We start from the raw sequence: 22864 nt of genomic DNA on the forward strand, positions 1-22864 counted from the left end.
AGACTTAAGTTAAAATAGTTAAGCCTTATTCTTATTAGTTTTCTTCCATTATTTTTTTTACTTCATGAAGTAATTCAATCGAAGCCTCAATCTCTTCTTTTCTGATTGCTACACTTTCAACATTACAGCCAATTGGAATACCTCTATCTCTTCCAAAAGCATAAAGTTCTCTAAAGATATCAACACAAAGTTTCATAGAATCATGTAAGATATTTCCAGAAGCTTTCAAATCCTCTTCTAAATAGTTTGGAATACTAATACCAAGCCATTTCATAAAATCAAGTGTTTTTGCACTTCCACAAGGTGTTAATGTAAATATGATTGGTACAACTTCTTTTTCATTATCTTTTGCATACTTTGCATAATCAGTTAAAAATATTTTTGATGCTTCAAGGTTATATACACATTGTGTTATGAAGTATTCACAAGAGTTATCAATTTTTGAAAATACTCTTAAATGCTCATCATGTTTTACCATGTGTCGTTCTGGAATAGCAATTCCACCCATACAAAGGTTATTATTAACTTCTTTTTTTAATCTATATGCTTCTTTTAGAGTCATTGGCTTTTTTTGCTCTCTTGAAGCAGCTCCTACAAAGACTGAATGAACTTGATTCTCTTTTGTTAATTCTAACCAAACTGGGAAAGTTTTTTCATCATAATTCCCTACAGCTCTATAAACAACCCTTGGAATAATTAAATCTTTTAAATAAGTTCTTGAATACTCACAAGGGTCTAATGTCTTAATAAAAGGAAAAGGTCTTTTTTCATCTGTTCTATCTGATTCATCTTGGATATCATAAAGGACTAAGCCATCAATTGGAAGATTGGAAATCCTTTCAATATGTTTTTGGGCTATTGCTTGTATTTCTTCTTCAGTATGTTTTATTTTTGGGGGAGTAATACCATATAATAGTATTCCACTGTTTTTATTTCGTATTTTATCAGTTAACATAATTCTCTTTTAAATAAATAATTTTTGCATATTCTACAAAGATTTTTATTAATAAATGGTATAAGTTACATAGATTCTAATTTTTGTGGGTTCTTTTGGTCTAGGATAATCTTTATAGGCTATTTCTATAGTTTTAATGGTATTTGCATCTAATGCTTCATATCCTGATGAGCTTGTAATTATAGGATGAGTTATGTCACCATTTGGGTATAAAGTAAACTCAATTATATTCATGCCACTTTGTCTTGTTCTTACAGAGATATCTGGATATCTTAAGTATTTTTCAGTAATTTTTCCTATATCTTTTAGGTTTTTTTGTAAAAATACTTTTTGAATTTTTGTAAATGAATTATACTCTTCTCCATATAGCTTTATATAACTTTGGGTGAGTTCATCTAACATTTTTACATCTTTTACAGGTGTTAATAAATAATCTTCTAAAGTATCTTTTTGAAGTTTTGTAGGGTTTAGTTTTGTGTAGTTTGGAGTAACTTCACTTTTTTTAGTTGGTTTGGGAATTGTTTTTTTTACTTCTTCTTTTTTTGCTTCTCTTTTTTTTGCAACATTAATATTATTCTTTTTAACTTTTTTATAAATGGGTTTCTCTTTTAGAAGCTTTTTTATAGGCTCTTTCTTTTCAACTTTTTCTTTAGCGATTTCTTTTTTAGGTTCAGTTTTTTTAGGTTCTACTTTTTTTGCTATTGATTTTAAAACTACATATTTAATATCTGATTTTTTTGGATTTTTAGTACTCGAAGGATTGTCTTTAACTACATCATCTTTTATCTTATATGTTTTAAAAATTAACAGATGTAAAAAGATTGATAAAATTAACGCAGGAATAATGTACTTCATAATTGTATTGTAGTATAATGTTGCTTTTAATTTAAAATAAAATATTTAGGAATGTACATGTTTGAAAAATCAATAAATGCTTATGAAGATGCAAAAAAAGTAATCCCTGGTGGAGTTGATTCTCCCGTTCGTGCTTTTAATAGTGTAGGTGGAACTCCTCCTTTTATAGCAAGAGGTGAGGGCGCTTATTTAATTGATATTGATGGTAATAAGTATTTAGATTTTATTCAAAGTTGGGGACCACTTATTTTTGGACATTGTGATAAAGATATTGAAGAAGCAGTTATAAGAACTGTAATGGATGGTTTATCATTTGGAGCTCCAAGTGTTTTAGAGACTGAATTAGCACGTGAAATAGTGGAAATGTACGACAATCTTGATAAAGTTAGATTTGTTAGTAGCGGAACTGAAGCTACTATGAGTGCTATTAGATTAGCAAGAGGTGTTACTGGTAAAAATGATATCTTAAAATTTGAGGGTTGTTATCATGGTCACTCTGATTCACTTTTAGTACAAGCTGGATCTGGTATGGCAACATTTGGAACACCAAGTTCTCCTGGAGTACCTGCTGATTTAACTAAGCATACACTTTTATGTGAATATAACAATATTGAAAATCTTAAAAAATGTTTTGAACAAAGTTCAGATATTGCTTGTATAATCATTGAACCAATTGCAGGAAATATGGGATTTATCCCAGCTGATATTGAGTTCTTAAAAGCTTGTAGAGAGATTTGTGATGAGAATAATACTTTACTTATTTATGATGAAGTTATGACAGGCTTTAGAACTAGTTTAAAAGGTACTAGTGGAATAGTAGAACCTCAAGCTGATATTATTACTTTTGGAAAAGTAATAGGTGCAGGTATGCCAGTAGGTGCTTTTGCATCAAGTAAAGAAATCATGGCTCACTTGAGCCCAGATGGAGCTGTTTATCAAGCAGGAACTTTAAGTGGAAATCCAGTTGCAATGGCAGCAGGACTTACAAGTTTAAGAAAGCTAAAAGCCAATCCAGCTATTTATGATGATTTAAATGCTAAAGCAGTTAGATTAACAACTGGTTTAAAAGAAGTAGCCAATAAATATAATATTCCATTTCAAGTAAATACAAGAGGAAGTATGTTCGGATTTTTCTTTTGTGATATAGATCCTAGAAACTTCAAAGAAGTAGGAACTTGTAATTTTGATAGATTTGCAGCTTTTCACCATGGTATGTTAAAAAGAGGTTTCTATTTTGCTTGTAGTCAATATGAAGCAGGATTTATCTCAACTGTTATGACAAATGAAGATATTGATGCTTGTATAAAAGCAGCAGATGAAATCATGAAAGATATGTAAGGATAAAAAATGGATATTTTTAAAAGTGTTGATTTAGTAAAAAAAGCAAATATTTATTTTGATGGAAATGTTACAAGTAGAAGTTTTGTTGATAGTGATGGTGAGAGAAAATCATTAGGCATAATGATGCCAGGAACTTATAATTTTGGAACAGCAGCAGCTGAAATTATGGAAATAGTAAGCGGTGAATGTGAAGTTAAATTAAATGGTTCAACAGAGTGGAAAACATATACAAGCGATACAACTTTTCAAGTTCCAGCAAATTCTAATTTTGATATTAAAGTTAAAACTGTAACTGATTATTGTTGTTCATATATTAAATAAGGAATATTATGGAAGATAATACAAATAGTAATAAACCAAAACATGAATCAAAATTAATGGCCTTGGATAATTTATCTTTAGGTATTTCAATGGTTGTTGCTGTATTTATTGGGTTTGCTATTGGATATGGCTTAAAACAATGGACAGGTTATACTTGGACTTTATGGCTAGGATTATTTTTAGGAATTGCAGCAGCTATTTTAAATGTATATAAGGCATATAAAAGAGCCCAAAAAGAGTATGAGGGAATGGAAAATGACCCAAGATATTCTTACAGAGCAAAACATGGGGATACCTCATACGACGAATATGATATTTAAAAAATTTGCAAAACTATTTTTTATAATAGATTTTATAGTAGTTCTTTTTTGTATTTTGTCAAATAATTATATTTGGCTTTTTAATACTCAAGTTGCTTTTATATCTTCTATGTTTATCTCACTTGCAACATTTCTTTCATATAAAAGAAATGTTAGCAAGAGATTAGAAAATATTGATTATGATTCAGAACTTTCAAATGATAGAGATGATATTGATAAAATTGATGATCCTTATGATTTATATGATGAAGAAGAAATAAATCAGAAAAAAGAATTCACAGCACTTGAAATTAAAAATATAATAAAAGAAGAAAAGTCTAAAGTAAAACAAAATACATTTAAAAATACAATTTACAGTACTACTAGTTTTATATCAATATATAGAGTTTTAGGATATGTAGTACTTATATTTGGTTTTTTTATCTTAAATAATAATGGGACGTTTCATGTAGTTTCATATCTAGCAGGACTTTTTATTGTCCCACTAGCAATGCTATGTTCAAAAGTTATTTTAAAATAAGAGGTAAGTCTATGATTGCTTTTTCTTTTTCTAAAGTTAAAATCATAGAACTTCTATTTTTATCGTGTTTTATTGCATCCACATTATACTCATAAATATCAGCATAAATCTCTATAGTAACTAAAGAGTGTTTTCTATCATCAAGTTTTATATATTCACCTGTTTTCAATTTCACTGAGGTATTTATTATTTTACATTTATCATCAAATGCATCATAAATACTATTTAATAGTTTCAAAAAATCAGAAGCAACCATTAAAAACTCAGGAATAGAAGGATCATAGTTTTTTATAAATTTTATGTCTGATTTTGTTTTTCTAGTAGATATAGTTAAGTCAACGAGAGTAAAAATATTTGTCTTAGAAGTATTCTTTGGAGCATATTTTTTATCTTGTTTTACACTTGTACTTTTGTATAATTTCATATGAATCTCATCATCATTTTCATAAGTAACGGAAATGGCATAAAAAATATAATTATGAAATGTTAAATTAATATATGTCGTTTCAAAGCCATAATTTGCAGGTGCATATTTTAGAGCTAAATCATAAAGTTGCTCTTTTTTTACTCTATTAAGTAAAAATTGAGCTTCTTGATTTGTATGTATTATTTTACCCTGAGAAGAGAAAGATAAAATAGGATTTAAATCTTGCTCTACCCAATTGTCATTGATAGTCATTAATTATTAGCTTTCTACATAATTCTTAAGGTTTTTTCCAACTTTTGGATGTTTTAATTTTTTAATTGCACTTGATTCGATTTGTCTTACTCTTTCTCTTGTAACACTTAACTCTTTTCCAATCTCTTCAAGAGTTCTATCACTAGCATCATCCATAAGACCAAATCTCATTCTAACAACTGCTTGTTCTCTTTCATTTAGTTGAGCTAATATTTGGTCAATTTGATTTTGTAAATCTTCTTTCATAATATTATCAACTGGTGTTGGAGCTTTATCATCAGGTACAAAATCTCCAAATTTACCATCTTCATCAGATCCAATAGGAGCTTCTAAAGATACTGGTTCTTTTGTGATTTTAATAACTTGTTTTACTTTATCAACAGGTAATCCAACTTCTTTTGCGATTTCATCCACATTTGGCTCTTTCCCATTTTCTTGAATACCTTTTCTGATAATCTTATTGATTCTATTGATAGTTTCAATCATATGAATTGGAATTCTAATAGTTCTAGCTTGGTCAGCAATGGCTCTTGAAATTGCTTGTCTAATCCACCATGTTGCATAAGTAGAGAATTTATAACCTTTTTTATACTCAAACTTATCAACAGCCTTCATAAGACCAATATTTCCTTCTTGGATTAAGTCTAAGAAAGGTAAACCTCTATTTGTGTATCTTTTTGCAATAGATACAACAAGTCTAAGGTTTGATTTCGCCATTCTTGTTTTTGCTTCATCTGTGATTTTTTTACCACGCTTTATTTGTTCTAAAACATCTAATAACTCTTCAGGTAATAAATCAAATCCACCCTTAGAAGCTTCTGCTGTTTGGAAAAGCTTTTTGATTTCCATGTAAGTAGAAACCATAGTTGCTTCTGGAACCATTGATGTAATTTGAACTTTAGATAAATTAATAATATTCTCTAAAAGTTTTTCATGGTTTTTCTTCAAAGTATCATTAAAAAGAGGTAATTTATATTCTAGTCTTTTTAATTCAGAGTCAAAACCTGTATCTGATTTAAGTGCTGTTTCCATAGCTTTTACGATTTCTGTAATAAGTTTAGAAGTTGGTCCTAAATCAATCAATGCTTGTTTTAATACTTGTTTTTTAAATGCAGTAGATAAATTAAATGTAATAACATCAAATTCATCATCTGATTTTGCTGTTTCTTTTGATTGGAATTTTATCCAGTCTTTTTTTGCTTTTTCTAATATTTTAAATGCAGCAATAATAGTTTCAGCTCTTTTATCTAGTTTCTTTTGTTTTTTCCCACTAGTTTCTTCTTCTGTCTCTTCAACTTCTTCTGAATCATCACTTGAAGTATCATCAGTATCATCATCGTCTGAATCATTATCATTGTCTTCGTCATCGAAGTTTCTAAAAAGCTCTTTAACTTTTCTTTCTCTATTTACTAAAGGTTCTTTATATTCTAAAATAAAGTCAACTAAATATGGGACAAAACAAATAGCATCAAGAATTATATCTTCTCCCATCTCAATTTTTTTAGAGATTTCTATTTCTTCTTCTTTTGTAAGTAATGGAATTTGTCCCATTTCTCTTAAGTACATTCTAACAGGAGAATCAGATCTTGACCACTCCAAAAGTTCTTTGTTTTTTAGTAAGTCATAAACACTATCCTCACCACCATCAATCATTTTATTTCGTTGGTCTTCTCTTCTTTTAGCTTCAACAGCATTCATAACTTTTGCTTGCTCTTGAGATGTCATCATGTTTACATTATATAATTGCATTAAAGCAATTAATTTTTTTATATTTTGACTTGAGGGAGCTTTAGGAAAAAGTTTAATAACTTTTTCAAAAGTTAGTGTAGAATCTTTGTATTCTTTTGCTAATTTTTCAATTTCTTTATTTAAATCTTTTGCACTCATATTTTTTGTACGTTCCTTGCTTGAAAGATAAGTCAGATATTATATCCAAAATTGCTAAAATAACTATTAATTTTTGATGTTTAATCTATTATTTCTAAATTTTTAGATAAAATTCGACTTTGTAAGAAGATAAAAATTATTAAAAGAAAAATAAAATTTGATCATTATGTATCATTTATTTTTTAATTTTGAAGGACTAAAAACATGAGTAAAATTACTGGTAAAGTATGGAATTTTGGGGCGAATATTGATACTGATATCATTATTGCAGCAAGATATTTAAATAGCTCAGATCCAGAGCATTTAGCTAAATATATTATGGAAGATGCAGACCCAGAATTTCCAAAAAAGTTACAAAAGGGTGACATCATTGTTGCTGGAGAGAACTTTGGGTGTGGAAGTTCAAGAGAACATGCTCCTATTGCTTTAAAAGCTGCTGGAGTTGCGGCAGTTGTTGCTCCATCTTTTGCTAGAATTTTTTATAGAAATGCATTTAATATGGGATTACCAATTTTTGAATTGCCTGAATCATTAGAAATAAAAGAGGGTGAAGAGATTTCAATTGATCTAGATAATGGTGAAATAACAAATAATACACAAAATAAAACATATAAATTTACAGCTATTCCTCCTTTTATGCAAGAACTAATTGCAACAGGTGGATTAATCAATTATGCTAAAGCTGAAATGAATAAGGAAAAATAATAATGAAGACATATAATATTTCAGTAATAAAAGGTGATGGTATAGGTCCTGAGATAGTTGATGAAGCTATAAAGGTATTAGATACAGTATCTTATAATTGTGGATTTCAACTAGAGTATAAAGAGTACTTAATGGGCGGAATTGCTATTGATATGACTGGTGTTCCACTTCCTGAAGAAACTGTGCAAGGTGTTCTAAACTCTGATGCTTGTTTATTTGGTGCAATTGGTGGAGAAAAATGGGATACATTGCCAAGAGACCTTAGACCTGAAACTGGACTTTTAAAGTTCAGAGAAGCAATGGGTGTTTATGCAAACTTAAGACCTGCTATTATTTATGATGAACTTGTAAATGCTTCAACATTAAAACCTGAAGTTATTGAAGGTGTTGATATTATGGTTGTAAGAGAGCTTATTGGTGGTATTTACTTTGGACAGCCAAGAGCAAATGATGGTTTTAAAGCATATAATACTATGGTTTATACAAAACCAGAAATTGAAAGAATAGGTAAAACTGCATTTGAATTAGCTATGAAAAGAGATAAAAGATTATGCTCAGTAGATAAAGCAAATGTTCTTGAAGTTTCTCAACTATGGAGAGATACTATGGAAGAAATAGCTAAAGATTATCCAGAAGTACAATTATCTCATATGTATGTTGATAATGCAGCTATGCAACTTGTAAGAAATCCAAAACAATTTGATGTAATAGTAACTGGAAATATTTTCGGCGATATTTTATCTGATACTGCATCTATGGTAGTAGGTTCTATTGGATTATTGCCAAGTGCTAGTACAGGTGATAAAACAGCTATTTATGAACCAATTCATGGCTCAGCTCCTGATATTGCAGGACAAGGAATTGCAAATCCTATTGCAACAATTGAAAGTGCTGGTATGATGCTAAGATACTCTTTTGGAGAAACAGAAGCAGCTGATTTAATTGATGGCGCTATTAAAAAAGCATTGAAAGATGGTTTTAGAACAAAAGATTTAGCAGCTTATGATGCTAAAGAAGTAGTTACTACATCTGAAATGGGTGATATAATTGCAAATAATTTAAGAAAATAGTAACTAAAATATTTCTTATTTATAATTAAAATGTTAGAATTTAAAAAATAATTTTTTAAAGGTATCTTTAATGGGTGAAAAAAAATATAGATTGATTACAAGAAGTGATATGGATGGATTAGTGTGTGGTACACTACTTACATATCTTGATTTGATTGATGATATTTTATTTGTTCATCCTAAAGATATGCAAGATGGACTTATTAAAGTAAGTTCAAATGATATAACTACAAACTTACCTTATGTAGAAGGTGTACATTTAGCTTTTGACCATCACTTTAGTGAAACTCTTAGAAATGAAAAAAAAGATAATCATATTATAAATCCTGATGCTCCTAGTGCTGCACAAGTTGTGTATGATTATTATGGTGGAGATGAAGTATATCCTATGAGGTTTATTGGTATGATGAATGGTGCCAATAAAGCTGATAGTGCTGATTTTACTATGGAAGACATTTTAGAACCAAGAGCTTGGGCACTGTTGAGTTTTATTATGGATTCAAGAACAGGACTTGGTAGATTTAAAGATTTTGAAACTTCAAATAAACAATTGATGAGAAATCTAATTGATTATTGTGCTAAACATAACATCGATGAAATTTTAGAAATTGATGAAGTAAAACAAAGAGTTGATCTTTATTTTAAATATGAAGAAGAGTTTCATGAGCAACTAAAAAAATGTACAACAATACATGATAATGTTGCAGTTATAGATTATAAAGATGAAGAAATAATTTATCCAGGGAATAGATTTTTAGTATATGCTATGTATCCAGAGATAAATGTCTCTATTCATGTTAGTTATACTTTTGATAGGGATAAATTAGTTTATTCAACTGGTAAATCAATTATAAATAAAACATCAAATACAAATGTTGGTGAACTTATGCTTAAATATGGTGGCGGTGGTCACAAAGCTGCTGGTGGATGTCAAATACCTTTAGCAGATGCTCCTAGAGTACTTGAAGAGATAATAGCTAAGTTAAATCAAGATAACTAAAACTTAGAAGAATTGACTTCTTCTAAAACTTCTTAAATTATTCTTAAACAATAAAACTACTATATTTAAGTTAAAACTAATTAAAATTCGCTTTCTTATTTATTATTTTAATAAATAAATAAATTAATGAGGTGAAAATGATCAATGTAAAACATTTAAATATGAATTTTGGAGAAAAGCAAGTTTTAAAAGACATCAATATAGAAATTAAAAAAGGTGAAGTTGTTGCTTTAATTGGTCCTTCTGGTTCAGGAAAATCAACATTACTTCGTTGTCTTAATTTTCTTGTCAATCCAACAAGTGGTGAAATAATAATAGATGATATTAAAGTAGATGTAAAAAAAGTTTCAAAAAAAGATATTTTTAAATTGCGTCAAAAAACAGCTATGGTTTTTCAAAATTACAATTTACTTAAAAATATGACAGCAATAGAAAATATAATAGAACCTATGATAACTGTTCAAAAAATATCGAAAAATCAAGCTGAAAATGTTGCTTTAGATTTACTTAAAAAAGTTGGATTGGTTGATAATAAAAACTCTTATCCAAGTGAGTTATCAGGAGGACAACAACAAAGAGTTGGTATAGCAAGAGCTATGGCTGTTAATAGTAATGTTATTTTATTTGATGAACCAACATCTTCTTTGGATCCTGAATTAGTGGGTGATGTATTAGAAGTAATAAAAACTCTTGCCATGCAAACTCAAAAAACAATGTTAATTGTTACGCATGAAATGAAATTTGCAAAAGAAGTAGCAGATAAAATAGTCTTTTTAGAAAATGGTTCCATAACGACCATTGGAACACCTAATGAAATATTTGTTGAGTGCAAAAATAAAAGAGTTTCTAATTTTGTAAATAAAATGACTGAAAATATTTTGGAGATAAATAAATGAATTTTGATTTTGTATGGTTTTTTAATCTTTTCCCTATTGTTCTTCCTGCCTTGAAATTAACGATTTCAATTGCATTGATTTCATTGTTTTTAACTTTGTGTTTATCTATTCTCATTGCAATAATAAGATATTATAAAGTAAAAGGTTTATATCACATCTTTGGATTATATATTACATTTTTTAGAGCAACACCTCTTGTTGCACAATTGTTTATATTATATTTTGGTCTTCCTAGTATTTTTCCATTTTTAGAATCAATGAGCGCTTATGAAGCCACAATTATAGCACTTACATTAAACACATCTTCTTTTATGGCAGAAGACTTAAGAGGGGCTTTAGAATCAATTGATAATGGGCAAAATGAAGCATGCTATTCAATGGGTATGACAAAGTTTCAGACAATGAAGCGTGTTATTTTACCTCAAGCTTTCATTTTTGCACTTCCTTCAATAGGGAATAGATTTATTGGTATTATAAAAGGTACTGCTCTTGGTTTTACAGTAGGACTTGCAGATATTATGGCAAAATCAAAAATAGAAGCTGCTCTTAGCTTGCGTTTTTTTGAAGCATATTTATGTGTTACCCTTATATATTTGGTATTAGTTATTATAGTAGAAAGAACTCTAAAATATATTGAGAAAAGAGTAGAAAAAGTTTATTAAATAATTATATGTTATTCAGTTTTTAGGTACTTTATTAAATCTTTATTAATTATAATAATTTTTATTTGTATATAAGCTAACTTTAATTAAAATTTCAACCTTTAAACTATGATAAGTTAAGTTTAGTACTTAATTTACTGTTGCAGTCTTTAAAATAGATTGAAAAAGAGTTAAAAAACTCTGTTAATAGATCCGTCATGTTCAGTTGAACACTTCTAGTTATCATAATCAAAATTCTCTTAATCATAAATTTTAAATGCAAAATATTATAAATTTAACAAATACTCAAAGGAAAAAAATGAGAAAATTATTCAAACTATTAGTTGCTGGAATTTTTATTCCTCTTATGAACATAAATGCAAGTGAAACTCCTACAAATATAGTAGTAGCTTCTGGTTCAACATCGATTCCGAATTCTTACATAACTAATGGTAAACACACAGGGCATGAAGTAGATATTTGGAATGAAATTTCTAAAAAAACAGGATTAAAAGTTAAGTTTATTACAGGTGAATTTAATACACTATTTGGTTATCTTGATTCAAAAAAAGCTGATACTGTAGGAAATACAATTACAGTAAATAAAAGAAGATTAGAAAAATATGATTTTTCAGAACCATATGCTTATATTCCAGAAAAACTAGTCGTTCATAAAGATAGAACAGATATTAAAGAACTTAAAGATATTGCTGGTATGACTTGTGGTTTTTCTGCTGGTTCTAATGGTGGAAATTTATTTGAACAAATTGCAAAGAAAAAAGGTATTAAAATCAATATGGTATCTTATGATAGTAGTGAACTATTAAATGAAGCATTTCGTAGAGGAAAAGTTGATGTTATGATTTTCTCAGGTGCCGAAGTTGCATATAAAATCAAAATTGGTTTTATAAAAGCAAGAATGGTTGAAGAAAATATTGCAGTTGGTGCAAAAGCTTATCCGTTTGTTAAAAATAACGAACGATCTAAAGAATTAAGAATGATTGTTACAAAAGCTATTAAAGAAATGAAAGAAGATGGTTCATTAGCTAAAATATATGAAAAATGGTATGGAATGGATTTTGGTCATAAACCAAAGAGCATGGCAGTTGCAAAATAATTTATCATAAAAATTAAAAAGAGGATATATCATATTATCAATTGTGATATATCTTCTTTAAACAAATAAACTTATTAAAATCATTTAAAACTCACATTAGGACTTCATATGTTATTTACTAGTATATTAGAAAATATGAAAGATGAAATTATCAATAAATTTCAAGAACTTATCCAAATAAAGAGTGTAGAAACTACTGCAAAACCTGGCATGCCTTTTGGCGAAGGTGTTAATGAAGCCTTGGAATATACACTAAAACTTTGTGATGAATTAGGTTTTAAGACAAAAAATGTAGATGGATATGCAGGACATGCTGACTTAGGTGATGGGGATGAAATGATAGGAATTCTTGTTCATTTAGATGTAGTCCCAGAAGGTGATTTGAAAAAGTGGACATATCCACCATATAGTGCAACTATTAAAAATAATTGCATTTATGGAAGAGGAACTATTGATGATAAAGGCCCAACAATTGCAGCTATTTATGCTATGAAAGCATTAAAAGATAGTGGGGTTTTATTAAAAAAGAAAATTAGAATTATATTTGGTACAGATGAAGAGAGTGGTTGGGAATGTATGCGTTATTATTTAATTAAAGAAAAAGTGCCTAAGATTGCTTTTACCCCAGATGCAAACTTCCCAGTTATATATGGAGAAAAAGGAATTATTACTCTTAAATTAAAACAAGAGTTTAATATCTCTTCACTTTCAAATATAAATATAAAATATATAAAAGGTGGAGAACTATCTAATATAGTTCCAAATTATTGCGAAGCTTTACTTTACATAATTGATGAGCCAAAAAATGTTTATGAAAAATGTTTAAATATAATAAAAAAAGAAAATTATTCAATTGATTTATACTTAGATAATAATAATCTTTATTTAAAATCTCATGGAATATCTGCACATGCAATGGCACCTCAAAAAGGTAAAAATGCAATTTCACAATTAATGCAAGTATTAAAACTACTTAATTTAGAAACTACTCAAATGAGTAGTTTTATTGATTTTTATAATATTAAAATCAATACACAAACAAATGGAAAATCTCTTGATTGTCAAATGAAGGATGAACACTCTGGTGAACTTACACTTAATGTTGGAGTAATTAATTTTGATGAAAAGAAAGTTGAATTAATATTAAATATTCGTTATCCAATTACAAAAAAAGATACAAATGTGATTGATAAAATTAATGATAATCTTACTAATAGTAATATAAAAATGGAAATTATAAATAATATGCCTCCTTTATATATGCCAAAAGATAGTAAACTTGTTCAAACCTTGACTAATGTATATAAAAAGATGACAAATGATGATACTCAGCCACAAACATTTGGTGGGGGTACCTATGCAAGAGCATTGGAAAATGCTGTTGCTTTTGGTCCTGTTTTCCCTGGACAAGTAAATTTAGCTCATCAAGCTGATGAATATATAGAAATTGATGACTTAATGAAAAATGCACAAATTATGGCACAGGCAATTTATGAGCTTAATTTATTAGATTGATAAATCGTATTAAAAATTTTTAATTCTCAAGTTCTTTTACCAATTCTTTATAAAATTTTTCAAAAGAGGGCAATACTAGCTTTGCTTGTCTTTGTTTTTTTCCCCACATAGGTTCAGGAAAATATGAATCATCTTTAAATCTTGCCATTACATGAAAGTGTACATGGGGAACATAATTCCCAAAAGAAGCAATATTTATCTTCTCTGGATTAAAATAATTTATCATCTTTTTTTCTATAATGTCCAAGACTCTTAATATTTCCATTTTAGTTTCGCTATCACATTGACTAAATTCTTTTAAATTTTTTTGAGTAAAAATTTTCAACCAAGGTATTTCACTTTTTTCAATTTCTACTTTTATTAAACTATTTTCATAAATCATATTTCCCCTTATATATTTTCAAAATCAACTGTGATTTCATCCATTTGTTCTTCACTTAAATATTTATTTGCATAATCTAAGTGAAGATTATTATCAACAAAAAACTTAACTATATCTCTATCTAAATGTTGATCTTTTATCATAAATGATAAAATTCTAAGTGAAGTATTAAGTGAATTTGCTTTTTTGTATGGTCTATCATTTGCAGTTAGTGCTTCAAATACATCTGCAACTGCAAGTATTTTATCCTCTATTGTCATAGGTAAATCAAGAATTTCAGGAGCAGAATAACCACCACCTTTTACCATTTTGTGATGAGAACCAGCGATTACAGGAACCCTTTTTAGTTTTTTAGGAAAAGGCATAGTCTCTAACATTTTATAAGATACTGTAACATGGTTGTTTATTATATCCCTTTCTTCATCTGTTAAAGTACCTTTTTTGATGCATAAATTATATACTTCATCTTCACTAAGTAAGTTTGTATCTTCACCATTTATTTTAAGTTTTTGTTTTGCAATCTCTTTTATTCTTTCAATTTTTTCATCTTCCATGAACTCACCACCTGTGTTACATGAAATAACAAAATCAAGATTTTCCTCTAAAGAAGTAATTTTATTTTGAAAAGCTATTGTTAATTGTTCTTTTTCTTTTATAGATGAAGTGTTTGAGATTTTTTTGTAATATTCCAATTCATAATCTTTTTTTACAATTTCAAATTTTGCTTTTACAGTATTTACTCTATCATAAATTGTTTCTAGCTTTTTACCTTTATCTACAACATATTCAGGTGTAACAATTTTACCAATGTCATGAAGCCAAGCAGCTCTACTCATCTGTTTTATTTCATCTGGTGTAAAATTAATATCTTTAAATACTGTTTTGTCATTATTTATTGCTTTTGTTAGAGTTTCTGCTATCTCTGCAACTCTATTAATATGACCACCTGTATATTCAGATTTTTCACCAATAGCTGTCGCAATTGATTTAATAAAAGAGTCCAATAAGTTTTCTAATTCAGTTATTAATCTATTATTAGTAATTGAAACAGCAGCTTGTGATGCCATTGATTCTATTAATTGTTTGTCTTCATTTGTAAATGTTATAGCATTCCCATTATCATCCATTTTATTTAATAATTGAAGTACTCCTATTACATCATCTTCATGGTTTTTCATGGGAATTACAAGCATTGATTTTGTTCTATAACCGGTTGTTTTATCAAACTTTTTTGTACCTTCAAAATTAAAATCTTTTGTTTCATAAACATCAGGGATATTAATTAGTTTACCTTCTAGAGCACAAAGAGCTGCTACCATATGTTCATTTGGTTTGCCATCTTCTTTATATAAAGGTAATTCAGGCCAGGTTATTTTACCTTCAGTTCCTCCCATTTTAATACTTAATGAGTCCGTTTGCACAACTTGAAACTTCAACCTTTTTTCATCTTCTGTTACTAAATAAAGTGTTCCTCCATCAGCATCAGAAAACTCTTTCGCCCCTAAAAGTATCTTTTCCATTAGAACATCAAAGTTTTTTTCACTTGTAAGTGATTTACCAATATCAATTAATTTTTTAATCTCTTTTTTATTTATATTAGTTCTATTTGTATTGTATGCTAAGTATTCATTAGATAATGAAATTACATCACCATCGTCTAATATTTTACCTTCATTAAGAAGTAAGTCATAGTCTTGAATCTCTTTTCTTAAAATTTTTTCATATGCAGGTTTTATGTGATTTATGTAAATTCTTAAATCATCTCTTTTTAATTTTTTTAATTGCTCACTTAGCAAGGCAGGAGTTAAGTGCTTACTATCAAAAGCTAATTGTTTGAATTTTGAGGGAAACGATACATCTATTATTGCAGCTTTGATATTTAAATTATTATTTATAGTTTCCCAAATAGAATCGCAACAATAAGTATCTGATGAAAAGAGTAAGGAGTTTTGATTTTTTGTAATAATATAACCACAACTTGAATTTGTATGATTATTTTTTATTGCAGTGATTTTTGTATCATCATCTAAAACAATTGTTTCATTTATATTTATTGGTTTGAAAACAATAGCTTTAGATTTTTTATTAAGCAATTCAATTTCAGAAAAATCAGGCCAAATTTCCCAGTTTAAAATAAATTTTCGTAAGTTTTCTAAAGTTTTTTTTGTTCCATAGATTGTAATTGGCTTTTTTCTTTTTTCAAAAAAGATATCAAGTATATATGGTATATCGTTTAAGTGATCTAAATGGGAATGGGTTAAAAAAATATTATCAATGTATTGAGCATCAATTCCTAAACCTTTTACAATGTTGCCAGCATCAATTACACTATTTTGATTTATTTGTATACAAGTTGTACTAAAGTCTAAACTTTTACTACCATATGCACCTAGTACTTTTATCGAATTTTTCATTACTTTCATTATTCACTCCAATATTCTTGATAGATTATATCAAATAATTTTTAAAACAATTTTCTTTTTGATATTTATCTCCTTAAGTAAGGTATAATTAATTAATAAAACCTTAAGCTAACTTTAAATATAATCCAATTCCATTTTTCAACCACAAAAGAGTTTTTTATAAAAATTTTGTGTTTTATAAAGAGTTGGTAGGAAGAGCGCAAGTGGACATAAGTATTATATATAAGTGAAGCAGTTCACTTTTTATTCACGCTTCTTGCCTGTTGAAAATGTGGATAATAAACACAAAGGAAAGCAACTATGAAAGTTAGAGCTTCGGTAAAAAAAATGTGTGACAAATGTAAAGTTGTCAAAAGAAGAGGGATCGTAAGAGTAATTTGCGAGAACAAAAAACACAAACAAAGACAAGGATAATCATGGCAAGAATTGCGGGTGTTGATTTACCAAACAAGAAAAGAATGGAATACGCATTAACGTATATTTTTGGAATAGGGTTATTTAACTCAAGATTAATCCTTGATGCTACTGGAATTTCTTATGACAAAAGAGCTCATGAGTTAACAGAAGATGAAGCAGCAGCTATCAGACTAGAGATCCAAAAAAACTACCAAGTTGAGGGTGATCTTAGAAAAAAAGTAGCTATGGATATTAAATCACTTATGGACTTAGGTTCTTATAGAGGATTAAGACATAGAAAAGGTTTACCGTGTAGAGGGCAAAAGACTAAGACTAATGCTCGAACTAGAAAAGGTAAAAAAAGAACTGTTGGTGCAGCGTAAGGATAAACAATGGCAAAAAGAAAAGTAACTAGAAAAAAAGTAGTAAAAAAGAATATTGCTGATGGTATCGTTCATATTGCGGCATCATTTAACAATACTATGGTAACAATAACTGATAGAGCTGGAAATGCAATCGCATGGAGTTCTGCTGGAAACTTAGGTTTCAAAGGTAGTAAAAAATCTACTCCTTTTGCTGCTCAAGCTGCAGTTGAAGATGCAATGGCAAAAGCAATTGAACACGGTATCAAAAATGTTGGTATCAAAATTCAAGGACCAGGTTCAGGTAGAGATACAGCTGTTAAAGCTGTAGGAGCTATGGAAGGCATCAGAGTTTCATGGTTAAAGGACGTTACACCGTTACCACATAATGGTTGTAGAGCTCCTAAGAGAAGAAGAGTGTAAGGAGTAGTACATGGCAAGATATAGAGGACCAGTAGAAAAAATCGAGAGAAGACTTGATGCAGACCTTGGATTAAAAGGTGAAAGAAGACTTAACGGAAAATCTGCATTAGAAAAAAGACCATTCGCTCCAGGACAACACGGACAAAGAAGAACTAAACTTTCTGAGTACGGTTTACAACTAAGAGAGAAACAAAAAGCTAAATTTATGTACGGTGTATCTGAAAAACAATTCAGAAAATACTTTAAAGAAGCAGCAAGAAGAGAAGGTAATACAGGATCTAACTTAATTACTTTAATCGAACAAAGATTAGACAATGTTGTTTATAGAATGGGATTTGCTACAACTAGAGCAAATGCTAGACAATTTACAACTCACGGTCATATTTTAGTAGATGGACAAAAAGTTGATATCCCTTCTTTCGTAGTAAAACCAGGGCAAAAAATTGAGATTAAAGAGAAATCTAAAACTAATCCTCAAATAGTAAGAGCTTTAGAATTAACTAATCAAACAGGAATGGTTGAATGGGTTGATGTTGATAAAGACAAAGCATTTGGTATTTTTACTAGAATTCCTACTAGAGAAGAAGTAGTTATTCCTGTTGAAGAAAGATTAATCGTAGAGTTATATTCTAAATAATAAATAAAGGTAGCAGCGTATGAAAAAATTTGCAGACACTCCATTTTTACCAACAGAAGTTGAAATCGAAGCAATCAGTGAAACTGAAGCTAAGATTTCTGCATATCCATTTGAAAGTGGTTTTGCAATTACATTAGCGCACCCATTAAGAAGACTTCTTCTATCTAGCTCAGTTGGATACTCTCCAATTGCAGTTAAAATAGAAGGGGCAAGCCACGAGTTTGATTCTTTAAGAGGTATGCTAGAAGATATTGCTATTTTTATTATCAATCTTAAAAATATTAAATTTAAAATTCTAAGTGATGAAAGTCAAGTAGAAGTTGAATATTCTTTTAACGGACCAAAAGAAATTAAAGGTTCTGATTTAGTAAACTCTGATGTTGAAATTGTAAGTCCAGAAGCTCACTTAGCTACAATCAATGCTGATTGTAACTTAACTTTCTCTGTTATTATTCAAAAAGGTATTGGTTATATGCCTTCAGAAGATATTAGAGATATGGTTTCTAGTGATTATATTCCACTTGATGCTTTCTTTACTCCAGTAAAAAAAGTTGTTTATGATATTGAAAAAATGCTAGTAGAAGACAACCCTAACTTTGAAAAAGCTGTATTTACAGTTCAAACAAATGGGCAAATTACACCAATCAATGCTTTTAAAGAAGCTGTTTCTGTAATGTATTCTCAAATGTCAGTATTCAATAAAGTATTCGATTTATCTGAAGTAACAGTTAGTGATTCAACTGAAGAACCTGTAGAATTAAAAGATTTAATTGTTAAAATTGACGATTTAAATTTAAGTGCTAGAAGTTTTAACTCTCTTGATAGAGCAGGGTTAAAATACTTAGGTGAATTAGTACTTATGAGTGAAGTAGAAGTTAAAAATATTAAAAACTTAGGAAAAAAATCTTATGACGAGATTGCTGATAAATTAGCATCTTTAGGATTCCCAGTTGAAAATACACTTCCAGAAAATATTGCATCAGCTTTAAGAAGAAAGCTAGAGCAGTTTAAAGCATAAAAAAGGTAAATTATGAGACATAAGCACGGATATAGAAAGTTAAGTAGAACTTCTTCTCATAGAAAAGCATTGTTAAAAAACATGGCAATAGCTTTAATAGAGAGAGAAAAAATTGAAACTACAGTTCCTAAAGCAAAAGAACTTAGAAGATATATTGAGAAATTAATTACAGTTTCAAGAGAAGCTGATTTAAATACTCATAGATTTGTATTTGCTTCATTACAAGATAAAGAAGCTACAAAAAAATTAATTAATGAAATTGCACCAAAATATGTAGGTAGAAATGGTGGATATACTTCAATAATTAAAACAAGAATTAGAAGAGGTGATGCTACACCTATGGCATTCATTTCATTAGTATAATTGCTAATTAAACTTGTTTGTCAAAAAGGGAAGGAGAGCATTGCTCTTCTTCCCTTTTTTTATATAATACAATTAAAAATTATTTTTAGAATTTAATCAATTTTTTTGTATAATCACGATATTTTTACAATTGATTAGGAGTAATAGTTGATAACATTAAAAGAAGCACTTTTATTAACAAATGACGAGATAACTAAATTAAGAAACGAACTAACTGATAAAATAAGAAATAATAGCATTGGTGCCTATGTAGAACAATTAACTAATACAGATATAAATATTTCAGGTTCTGGAATACCAATAGCAATAAAAGATATTATTAATGTAAAAGATTGGAATATAACTTGTTGTAGTAATATTTTAAAAGGGTATGTATCTCCTTATGATGCAACTGTAATCAAAAATTTAAAAGAAGCAGGATTAAGTCCTTTTGGAAGAGCAAATATGGATGAGTTTGCTATGGGAAGTTCAACTGACACTTCTTGTTATGGTAAGACTTTAAATCCTCATAATCCAAATAAAACAGCTGGTGGAAGTTCAGGTGGTAGTGCTGCTGCTGTTGCTGCAGGTATTGCCATTGCTGCACTTGGGACTGATACTGGTGGGTCAGTGAGACAACCAGCTGCTTATTGTGGTGTTGTAGGTATGAAACCAACTTATGGAAGAGTTTCAAGATATGGTATTACAGCATACTCATCTTCTCTTGACCAATGTGGACCTATTACTCAAAATGTAGAAGATGCAGCAATTTTATATGACATTATTTCAGGATATGATTCAATGGATTCTACATCTGCCAATGTAGAATATAATGCAGTAGCTCCAAAACTTAACAGTGAAAGAAAACTAACAATTGCAGTAATTGATAACTTTGTATCACAAGCAAGTCCTGCAATACAAGAAGCTTTTGAAAAAGCTGTAAAAGTTTTAGAAGAAGCTGGTCATAAAATTATTCATAAAAACATGTTAGATACAGATAAAATTCTATCATCTTACTATATTGTTGCAACAGCAGAAGCTAGTGCAAACTTAGCTAGATTTGATGGTGTTAGATTTGGAAATAGACAAGGTGATGCTGGCTTAAAAGATATGTATGTTCAAACAAAATCAAAAGGTTTTGGTGAAGAAGTACAAAAAAGAATCATGCTTGGTTCTTTTGTTTTAAGTTCAGGATATTATGATGCTTATTATATAAAAGCACAAAAAGTTAGACATTTGATAAAAGATGAATATGAAGAGATTTTTAATGAGGCTGATTTAATTTTATCTCCAGTTGCTCCAACAACTGCCCCAGAGTTTGGAAGCTTTAAATCATCTTTAGAGATGTATTTAAGCGATATTTATACAATATCAATAAACTTAGCAGGATTACCAGCTATATCTTTACCTGTCGATAAAGATGAAGATGGTATGCCAGTTGGTTTACAGTTGATTGGAAAAGCATATGATGAGCAAACAGTCTTTGATGGCGCTTTATCACTAGAAAAAGCAGTAAATTATAAAAAGTAAAGAATAGGATAAAAAATGAGAATAAGAACAAGAGCATTAACATTTGAAGATGTACTATTAGTACCAGCGAAATCAGAAGTTTTACCAAAAGAGGTATGTTTAAAAAGTAAATTAACAAAAAAAATAGAATTAAATGTTCCTTTTGTATCTGCTGCAATGGATACAGTTACTGAATATCAAGCTGCTATTGCAATGGCTAGACTTGGTGGTATAGGGATTATTCATAAAAACATGGATATAGAAACACAAGTTTTACAATGTAAAAAAGTAAAAAAATCTGAGTCAGGAATGATTATTGATCCTATTACAATCAAGCCTGACCAAACTATTCAAGATGCTGAAGATATTATGGCTTCATACAAAATTTCAGGTGTACCTGTTGTTGATGATAATGGTATCTTAGTGGGTATTTTGACAAATAGAGATATGAGATTTACAAAAGATTTCACTCAAAAAGCTTGTGACAAAATGACAAAAATGCCATTACTTACAGCAAAAGAGGGAACAACTTTAGATGAAGCTGCTGATATTATGCATGCAAGTAAAGTTGAGAAACTACCAATTGTAAATAATGAGAATAAACTAATTGGTCTTATTACAATCAAAGATATCAATAAAAAAAGAGAATATCCAAATGCAAATAAAGATGAATTTGGGAGATTAAGAGTTGGTGCTGCTATTGGTGTTAATCAACTTGATCGTGCTAGAGCATTAGTAAAAGCTGGTGTTGATGTATTAGTACTTGATTCTGCTCATGGTCATTCAAAAGGTATTTTGGATACAGTAAAAGCAATTAAAGCTGAAATGGATGTACAAATCATCGCTGGTAATGTAGCAACAGCAGAAGCAACAGCTGATTTAATCGCTTGTGGAGCTGATGGAGTTAAAGTTGGTATAGGACCTGGAAGTATTTGTACTACTAGAATCGTAGCAGGTGTTGGTGTACCTCAAATAAGTGCAATAGATGAGTGTGCAGCAGAAGGTGCAAAAACTGGAACTCCAATCATCGCTGATGGTGGAATTAGATATTCAGGTGATGTTGCAAAAGCATTAGCAGTTGGAGCTAGTTCTGTTATGATGGGAAGTGCTTTAGCTGGAACAGAAGAGAGTCCAGGTGAAGTAGTTTTAAGCCAAGGTAGAAAATTTAAAACATATAGAGGTATGGGTTCAATTGGAGCTATGACTAAAGGAAGTACTGATAGATATTTCCAAGAAGGAACAGCTGCTGATAAACTAGTTCCAGAGGGTATTGAAGGTATGGTTCCATATAGAGGAAGCATCGGAGATATCATTCACCAAATGGTAGGAGGACTAAGAAGTTCTATGGGATACCTAGGAAGTAAAGATATTCCAACATTCCAAGCAACAGCAGAGTTTGTAGAGATTACTAGTGCGGGGCTAAAAGAGAGTCATGTGCATGATGTAACGATTACGAATGAAGCGCCTAACTATCATATTTAGAAAGCTTTAGCTTTTTAAATATGCTTCGTTCACCTTCATTTTTAGAGACAGTCACTTACTACTTGTAA

General features: G+C 29.3%; 25 protein-coding genes. 19 read left to right on the forward strand and 6 right to left on the reverse strand.

The annotated features are described in order from the left end of the window. Positions 1–34: 34 nt before the first annotated feature. Entirely contained in the window at positions 35–955 is a 921-nt protein-coding gene (locus ACNI3D_RS07325; protein WP_419768811.1) for a methylenetetrahydrofolate reductase, read from the reverse strand. 48 nt (positions 956–1003) lie between these two features. Beyond that, entirely contained in the window at positions 1004–1810 is an 807-nt protein-coding gene (locus tag ACNI3D_RS07330; protein WP_419768812.1) for an energy transducer TonB, read from the reverse strand. 57 nt (positions 1811–1867) lie between these two features. Between ACNI3D_RS07330 and hemL the strand changes: the two genes are divergently transcribed. Genes hemL through ACNI3D_RS07350 form a run of 4 tightly spaced genes read left to right on the forward strand, consistent with a single transcriptional unit; the run spans position 1868 to position 4312 of the window. Beyond that, positions 1868–3148 (forward strand): glutamate-1-semialdehyde 2,1-aminomutase, encoded by a 1281-nt coding sequence (hemL, locus tag ACNI3D_RS07335; protein ID WP_419768813.1) that lies wholly within the window; start codon positions 1868–1870, stop codon positions 3146–3148. Between the two features lie 9 nt (positions 3149–3157). Beyond that, positions 3158–3472, forward strand: a complete 315-nt coding sequence (gene ppnP / locus ACNI3D_RS07340) for a pyrimidine/purine nucleoside phosphorylase (protein WP_129099891.1) — start codon at positions 3158–3160, stop codon at positions 3470–3472. Between the two features lie 8 nt (positions 3473–3480). Next, positions 3481–3792 carry an AtpZ/AtpI family protein gene (locus tag ACNI3D_RS07345; protein ID WP_419768814.1) on the forward strand — a complete coding sequence of 104 codons (312 nt, stop codon included), beginning with the start codon at positions 3481–3483 and terminating at the stop codon, positions 3790–3792. After that, the gene (locus ACNI3D_RS07350) at positions 3728–4312 is read left to right on the forward strand and encodes a hypothetical protein (RefSeq protein ID WP_419768815.1); all 585 of its coding nucleotides are present in this window, start codon (positions 3728–3730) and stop codon (positions 4310–4312) included. The genes ACNI3D_RS07345 and ACNI3D_RS07350 overlap by 65 nt, the downstream gene beginning before the upstream one ends. On the opposite strand, the gene ACNI3D_RS07355 is transcribed toward ACNI3D_RS07350, so the two are convergent. Both ACNI3D_RS07355 and rpoD read right to left on the reverse strand, forming a co-directional pair. Further along, positions 4299–4991, reverse strand: coding sequence for a hypothetical protein (locus tag ACNI3D_RS07355; RefSeq protein ID WP_419768816.1), 693 nt, complete (start codon positions 4989–4991; stop codon positions 4299–4301). The two genes, ACNI3D_RS07350 and ACNI3D_RS07355, sit on opposite strands and share 14 nt — an antisense overlap. A gap of 6 nt (positions 4992–4997) precedes the next feature. Then, on the reverse strand, positions 4998–6878 hold the full coding sequence (rpoD, locus tag ACNI3D_RS07360) for an RNA polymerase sigma factor RpoD (RefSeq protein WP_419768817.1): 1881 nt from the start codon (positions 6876–6878) through the stop codon (positions 4998–5000). 204 nt (positions 6879–7082) lie between these two features. Here rpoD and ACNI3D_RS07365 point away from each other — a divergent pair, with 204 nt between their 5' ends. The 7 genes from ACNI3D_RS07365 to pepV all read left to right on the forward strand — a co-directional run bounded on the left by ACNI3D_RS07365 (position 7083) and on the right by pepV (position 13822). Continuing rightward, positions 7083–7583: a 3-isopropylmalate dehydratase small subunit gene (locus ACNI3D_RS07365; protein ID WP_129099895.1), complete on the forward strand. Its 501-nt coding sequence runs from the start codon at positions 7083–7085 to the stop codon at positions 7581–7583. A 2-nt stretch (positions 7584–7585) separates the two neighbouring features. Further along, positions 7586–8653 (forward strand): 3-isopropylmalate dehydrogenase, encoded by a 1068-nt coding sequence (gene leuB / locus ACNI3D_RS07370; protein ID WP_129099896.1) that lies wholly within the window; start codon positions 7586–7588, stop codon positions 8651–8653. A 70-nt stretch (positions 8654–8723) separates the two neighbouring features. Beyond that, a complete protein-coding gene (locus tag ACNI3D_RS07375) occupies positions 8724–9653 on the forward strand; it encodes an exopolyphosphatase (RefSeq protein ID WP_419768818.1) in 930 nt (309 codons plus the stop codon). Positions 9654–9790: 137 nt separating this feature from the next. After that, positions 9791–10549, forward strand: coding sequence for an amino acid ABC transporter ATP-binding protein (locus ACNI3D_RS07380; protein ID WP_419768819.1), 759 nt, complete (start codon positions 9791–9793; stop codon positions 10547–10549). Next, the gene (locus ACNI3D_RS07385) at positions 10546–11211 is read left to right on the forward strand and encodes an amino acid ABC transporter permease (protein WP_129099899.1); all 666 of its coding nucleotides are present in this window, start codon (positions 10546–10548) and stop codon (positions 11209–11211) included. The genes ACNI3D_RS07380 and ACNI3D_RS07385 overlap by 4 nt, the downstream gene beginning before the upstream one ends. 298 nt (positions 11212–11509) lie before the next feature. After that, positions 11510–12307, forward strand: a complete 798-nt coding sequence (locus tag ACNI3D_RS07390) for a transporter substrate-binding domain-containing protein (protein WP_419768820.1) — start codon at positions 11510–11512, stop codon at positions 12305–12307. Between the two features lie 108 nt (positions 12308–12415). After that, a complete protein-coding gene (gene pepV / locus ACNI3D_RS07395; RefSeq protein WP_419768821.1) occupies positions 12416–13822 on the forward strand; it encodes a dipeptidase PepV in 1407 nt (468 codons plus the stop codon). Between the two features lie 19 nt (positions 13823–13841). Here pepV and ACNI3D_RS07400 read toward each other — a convergent pair whose 3' ends face one another. Together ACNI3D_RS07400 and ACNI3D_RS07405 are read right to left on the reverse strand one after the other, a co-directional pair. After that, on the reverse strand, positions 13842–14204 hold the full coding sequence (locus tag ACNI3D_RS07400; RefSeq protein ID WP_129099902.1) for an HIT family protein: 363 nt from the start codon (positions 14202–14204) through the stop codon (positions 13842–13844). An 8-nt stretch (positions 14205–14212) separates the two neighbouring features. Continuing rightward, positions 14213–16627, reverse strand: coding sequence for an HD domain-containing phosphohydrolase (locus tag ACNI3D_RS07405; RefSeq protein WP_419768822.1), 2415 nt, complete (start codon positions 16625–16627; stop codon positions 14213–14215). A gap of 300 nt (positions 16628–16927) precedes the next feature. Between ACNI3D_RS07405 and rpmJ the strand changes: the two genes are divergently transcribed. The 8 genes from rpmJ (at position 16928) to guaB (ending at position 22796) form a co-directional block, all read left to right on the forward strand. Continuing rightward, entirely contained in the window at positions 16928–17041 is a 114-nt protein-coding gene (rpmJ, locus tag ACNI3D_RS07410) for a 50S ribosomal protein L36 (protein WP_041660148.1), read from the forward strand. Between the two features lie 2 nt (positions 17042–17043). Further along, positions 17044–17406, forward strand: a complete 363-nt coding sequence (gene rpsM / locus ACNI3D_RS07415; protein ID WP_129099904.1) for a 30S ribosomal protein S13 — start codon at positions 17044–17046, stop codon at positions 17404–17406. 9 nt (positions 17407–17415) lie between these two features. Next, the gene (rpsK, locus tag ACNI3D_RS07420) at positions 17416–17808 is read left to right on the forward strand and encodes a 30S ribosomal protein S11 (protein WP_419764610.1); all 393 of its coding nucleotides are present in this window, start codon (positions 17416–17418) and stop codon (positions 17806–17808) included. Positions 17809–17818: 10 nt separating this feature from the next. Beyond that, complete coding sequence (gene rpsD / locus ACNI3D_RS07425; RefSeq protein ID WP_013135230.1) at positions 17819–18445, forward strand: 30S ribosomal protein S4; 627 nt, start codon at positions 17819–17821, stop codon at positions 18443–18445. Between the two features lie 19 nt (positions 18446–18464). Next, the gene (locus tag ACNI3D_RS07430; RefSeq protein ID WP_129099905.1) at positions 18465–19463 is read left to right on the forward strand and encodes a DNA-directed RNA polymerase subunit alpha; all 999 of its coding nucleotides are present in this window, start codon (positions 18465–18467) and stop codon (positions 19461–19463) included. Positions 19464–19475: 12 nt separating this feature from the next. Beyond that, the gene (rplQ, locus tag ACNI3D_RS07435) at positions 19476–19826 is read left to right on the forward strand and encodes a 50S ribosomal protein L17 (protein ID WP_129099906.1); all 351 of its coding nucleotides are present in this window, start codon (positions 19476–19478) and stop codon (positions 19824–19826) included. Between the two features lie 147 nt (positions 19827–19973). Beyond that, positions 19974–21335 (forward strand): Asp-tRNA(Asn)/Glu-tRNA(Gln) amidotransferase subunit GatA, encoded by a 1362-nt coding sequence (gene gatA, locus ACNI3D_RS07440; protein ID WP_164969721.1) that lies wholly within the window; start codon positions 19974–19976, stop codon positions 21333–21335. Between the two features lie 15 nt (positions 21336–21350). Next, on the forward strand, positions 21351–22796 hold the full coding sequence (gene guaB / locus ACNI3D_RS07445) for an IMP dehydrogenase (protein ID WP_419768823.1): 1446 nt from the start codon (positions 21351–21353) through the stop codon (positions 22794–22796). The last annotated feature ends 68 nt before the right edge of the window (positions 22797–22864 follow it).

Source organism: Arcobacter siniprincipis (SeqCode) (assembly GCF_048571125.1).
Classification (GTDB): Bacteria; Campylobacterota; Campylobacteria; order Campylobacterales; family Arcobacteraceae; genus Arcobacter; species Arcobacter siniprincipis.

Excerpts from the sequence above, each read along its gene's own strand:
- ACNI3D_RS07325 (WP_419768811.1), bottom strand. The coding sequence starts at position 955 with ATGTTAACTGATAAAATACGAAATAAAAACAGTGGAATACTATTATAT.
- ACNI3D_RS07330 (WP_419768812.1), bottom strand. The coding sequence starts at position 1,810 with ATGAAGTACATTATTCCTGCGTTAATTTTATCAATCTTTTTACATCTG.
- hemL (WP_419768813.1), top strand. The coding sequence starts at position 1,868 with ATGTTTGAAAAATCAATAAATGCTTATGAAGATGCAAAAAAAGTAATC.
- ppnP (WP_129099891.1), top strand. The coding sequence starts at position 3,158 with ATGGATATTTTTAAAAGTGTTGATTTAGTAAAAAAAGCAAATATTTAT.
- ACNI3D_RS07345 (WP_419768814.1), top strand. The coding sequence starts at position 3,481 with ATGGAAGATAATACAAATAGTAATAAACCAAAACATGAATCAAAATTA.
- ACNI3D_RS07350 (WP_419768815.1), top strand. The coding sequence starts at position 3,728 with ATGACCCAAGATATTCTTACAGAGCAAAACATGGGGATACCTCATACG.
- ACNI3D_RS07355 (WP_419768816.1), bottom strand. The coding sequence starts at position 4,991 with ATGACTATCAATGACAATTGGGTAGAGCAAGATTTAAATCCTATTTTA.
- rpoD (WP_419768817.1), bottom strand. The coding sequence starts at position 6,878 with ATGAGTGCAAAAGATTTAAATAAAGAAATTGAAAAATTAGCAAAAGAA.
- ACNI3D_RS07365 (WP_129099895.1), top strand. The coding sequence starts at position 7,083 with ATGAGTAAAATTACTGGTAAAGTATGGAATTTTGGGGCGAATATTGAT.
- leuB (WP_129099896.1), top strand. The coding sequence starts at position 7,586 with ATGAAGACATATAATATTTCAGTAATAAAAGGTGATGGTATAGGTCCT.
- ACNI3D_RS07375 (WP_419768818.1), top strand. The coding sequence starts at position 8,724 with ATGGGTGAAAAAAAATATAGATTGATTACAAGAAGTGATATGGATGGA.
- ACNI3D_RS07380 (WP_419768819.1), top strand. The coding sequence starts at position 9,791 with ATGATCAATGTAAAACATTTAAATATGAATTTTGGAGAAAAGCAAGTT.
- ACNI3D_RS07385 (WP_129099899.1), top strand. The coding sequence starts at position 10,546 with ATGAATTTTGATTTTGTATGGTTTTTTAATCTTTTCCCTATTGTTCTT.
- ACNI3D_RS07390 (WP_419768820.1), top strand. The coding sequence starts at position 11,510 with ATGAGAAAATTATTCAAACTATTAGTTGCTGGAATTTTTATTCCTCTT.
- pepV (WP_419768821.1), top strand. The coding sequence starts at position 12,416 with ATGTTATTTACTAGTATATTAGAAAATATGAAAGATGAAATTATCAAT.
- ACNI3D_RS07400 (WP_129099902.1), bottom strand. The coding sequence starts at position 14,204 with ATGATTTATGAAAATAGTTTAATAAAAGTAGAAATTGAAAAAAGTGAA.
- ACNI3D_RS07405 (WP_419768822.1), bottom strand. The coding sequence starts at position 16,627 with ATGAAAGTAATGAAAAATTCGATAAAAGTACTAGGTGCATATGGTAGT.
- rpmJ (WP_041660148.1), top strand. The coding sequence starts at position 16,928 with ATGAAAGTTAGAGCTTCGGTAAAAAAAATGTGTGACAAATGTAAAGTT.
- rpsM (WP_129099904.1), top strand. The coding sequence starts at position 17,044 with ATGGCAAGAATTGCGGGTGTTGATTTACCAAACAAGAAAAGAATGGAA.
- rpsK (WP_419764610.1), top strand. The coding sequence starts at position 17,416 with ATGGCAAAAAGAAAAGTAACTAGAAAAAAAGTAGTAAAAAAGAATATT.
- rpsD (WP_013135230.1), top strand. The coding sequence starts at position 17,819 with ATGGCAAGATATAGAGGACCAGTAGAAAAAATCGAGAGAAGACTTGAT.
- ACNI3D_RS07430 (WP_129099905.1), top strand. The coding sequence starts at position 18,465 with ATGAAAAAATTTGCAGACACTCCATTTTTACCAACAGAAGTTGAAATC.
- rplQ (WP_129099906.1), top strand. The coding sequence starts at position 19,476 with ATGAGACATAAGCACGGATATAGAAAGTTAAGTAGAACTTCTTCTCAT.
- guaB (WP_419768823.1), top strand. The coding sequence starts at position 21,351 with ATGAGAATAAGAACAAGAGCATTAACATTTGAAGATGTACTATTAGTA.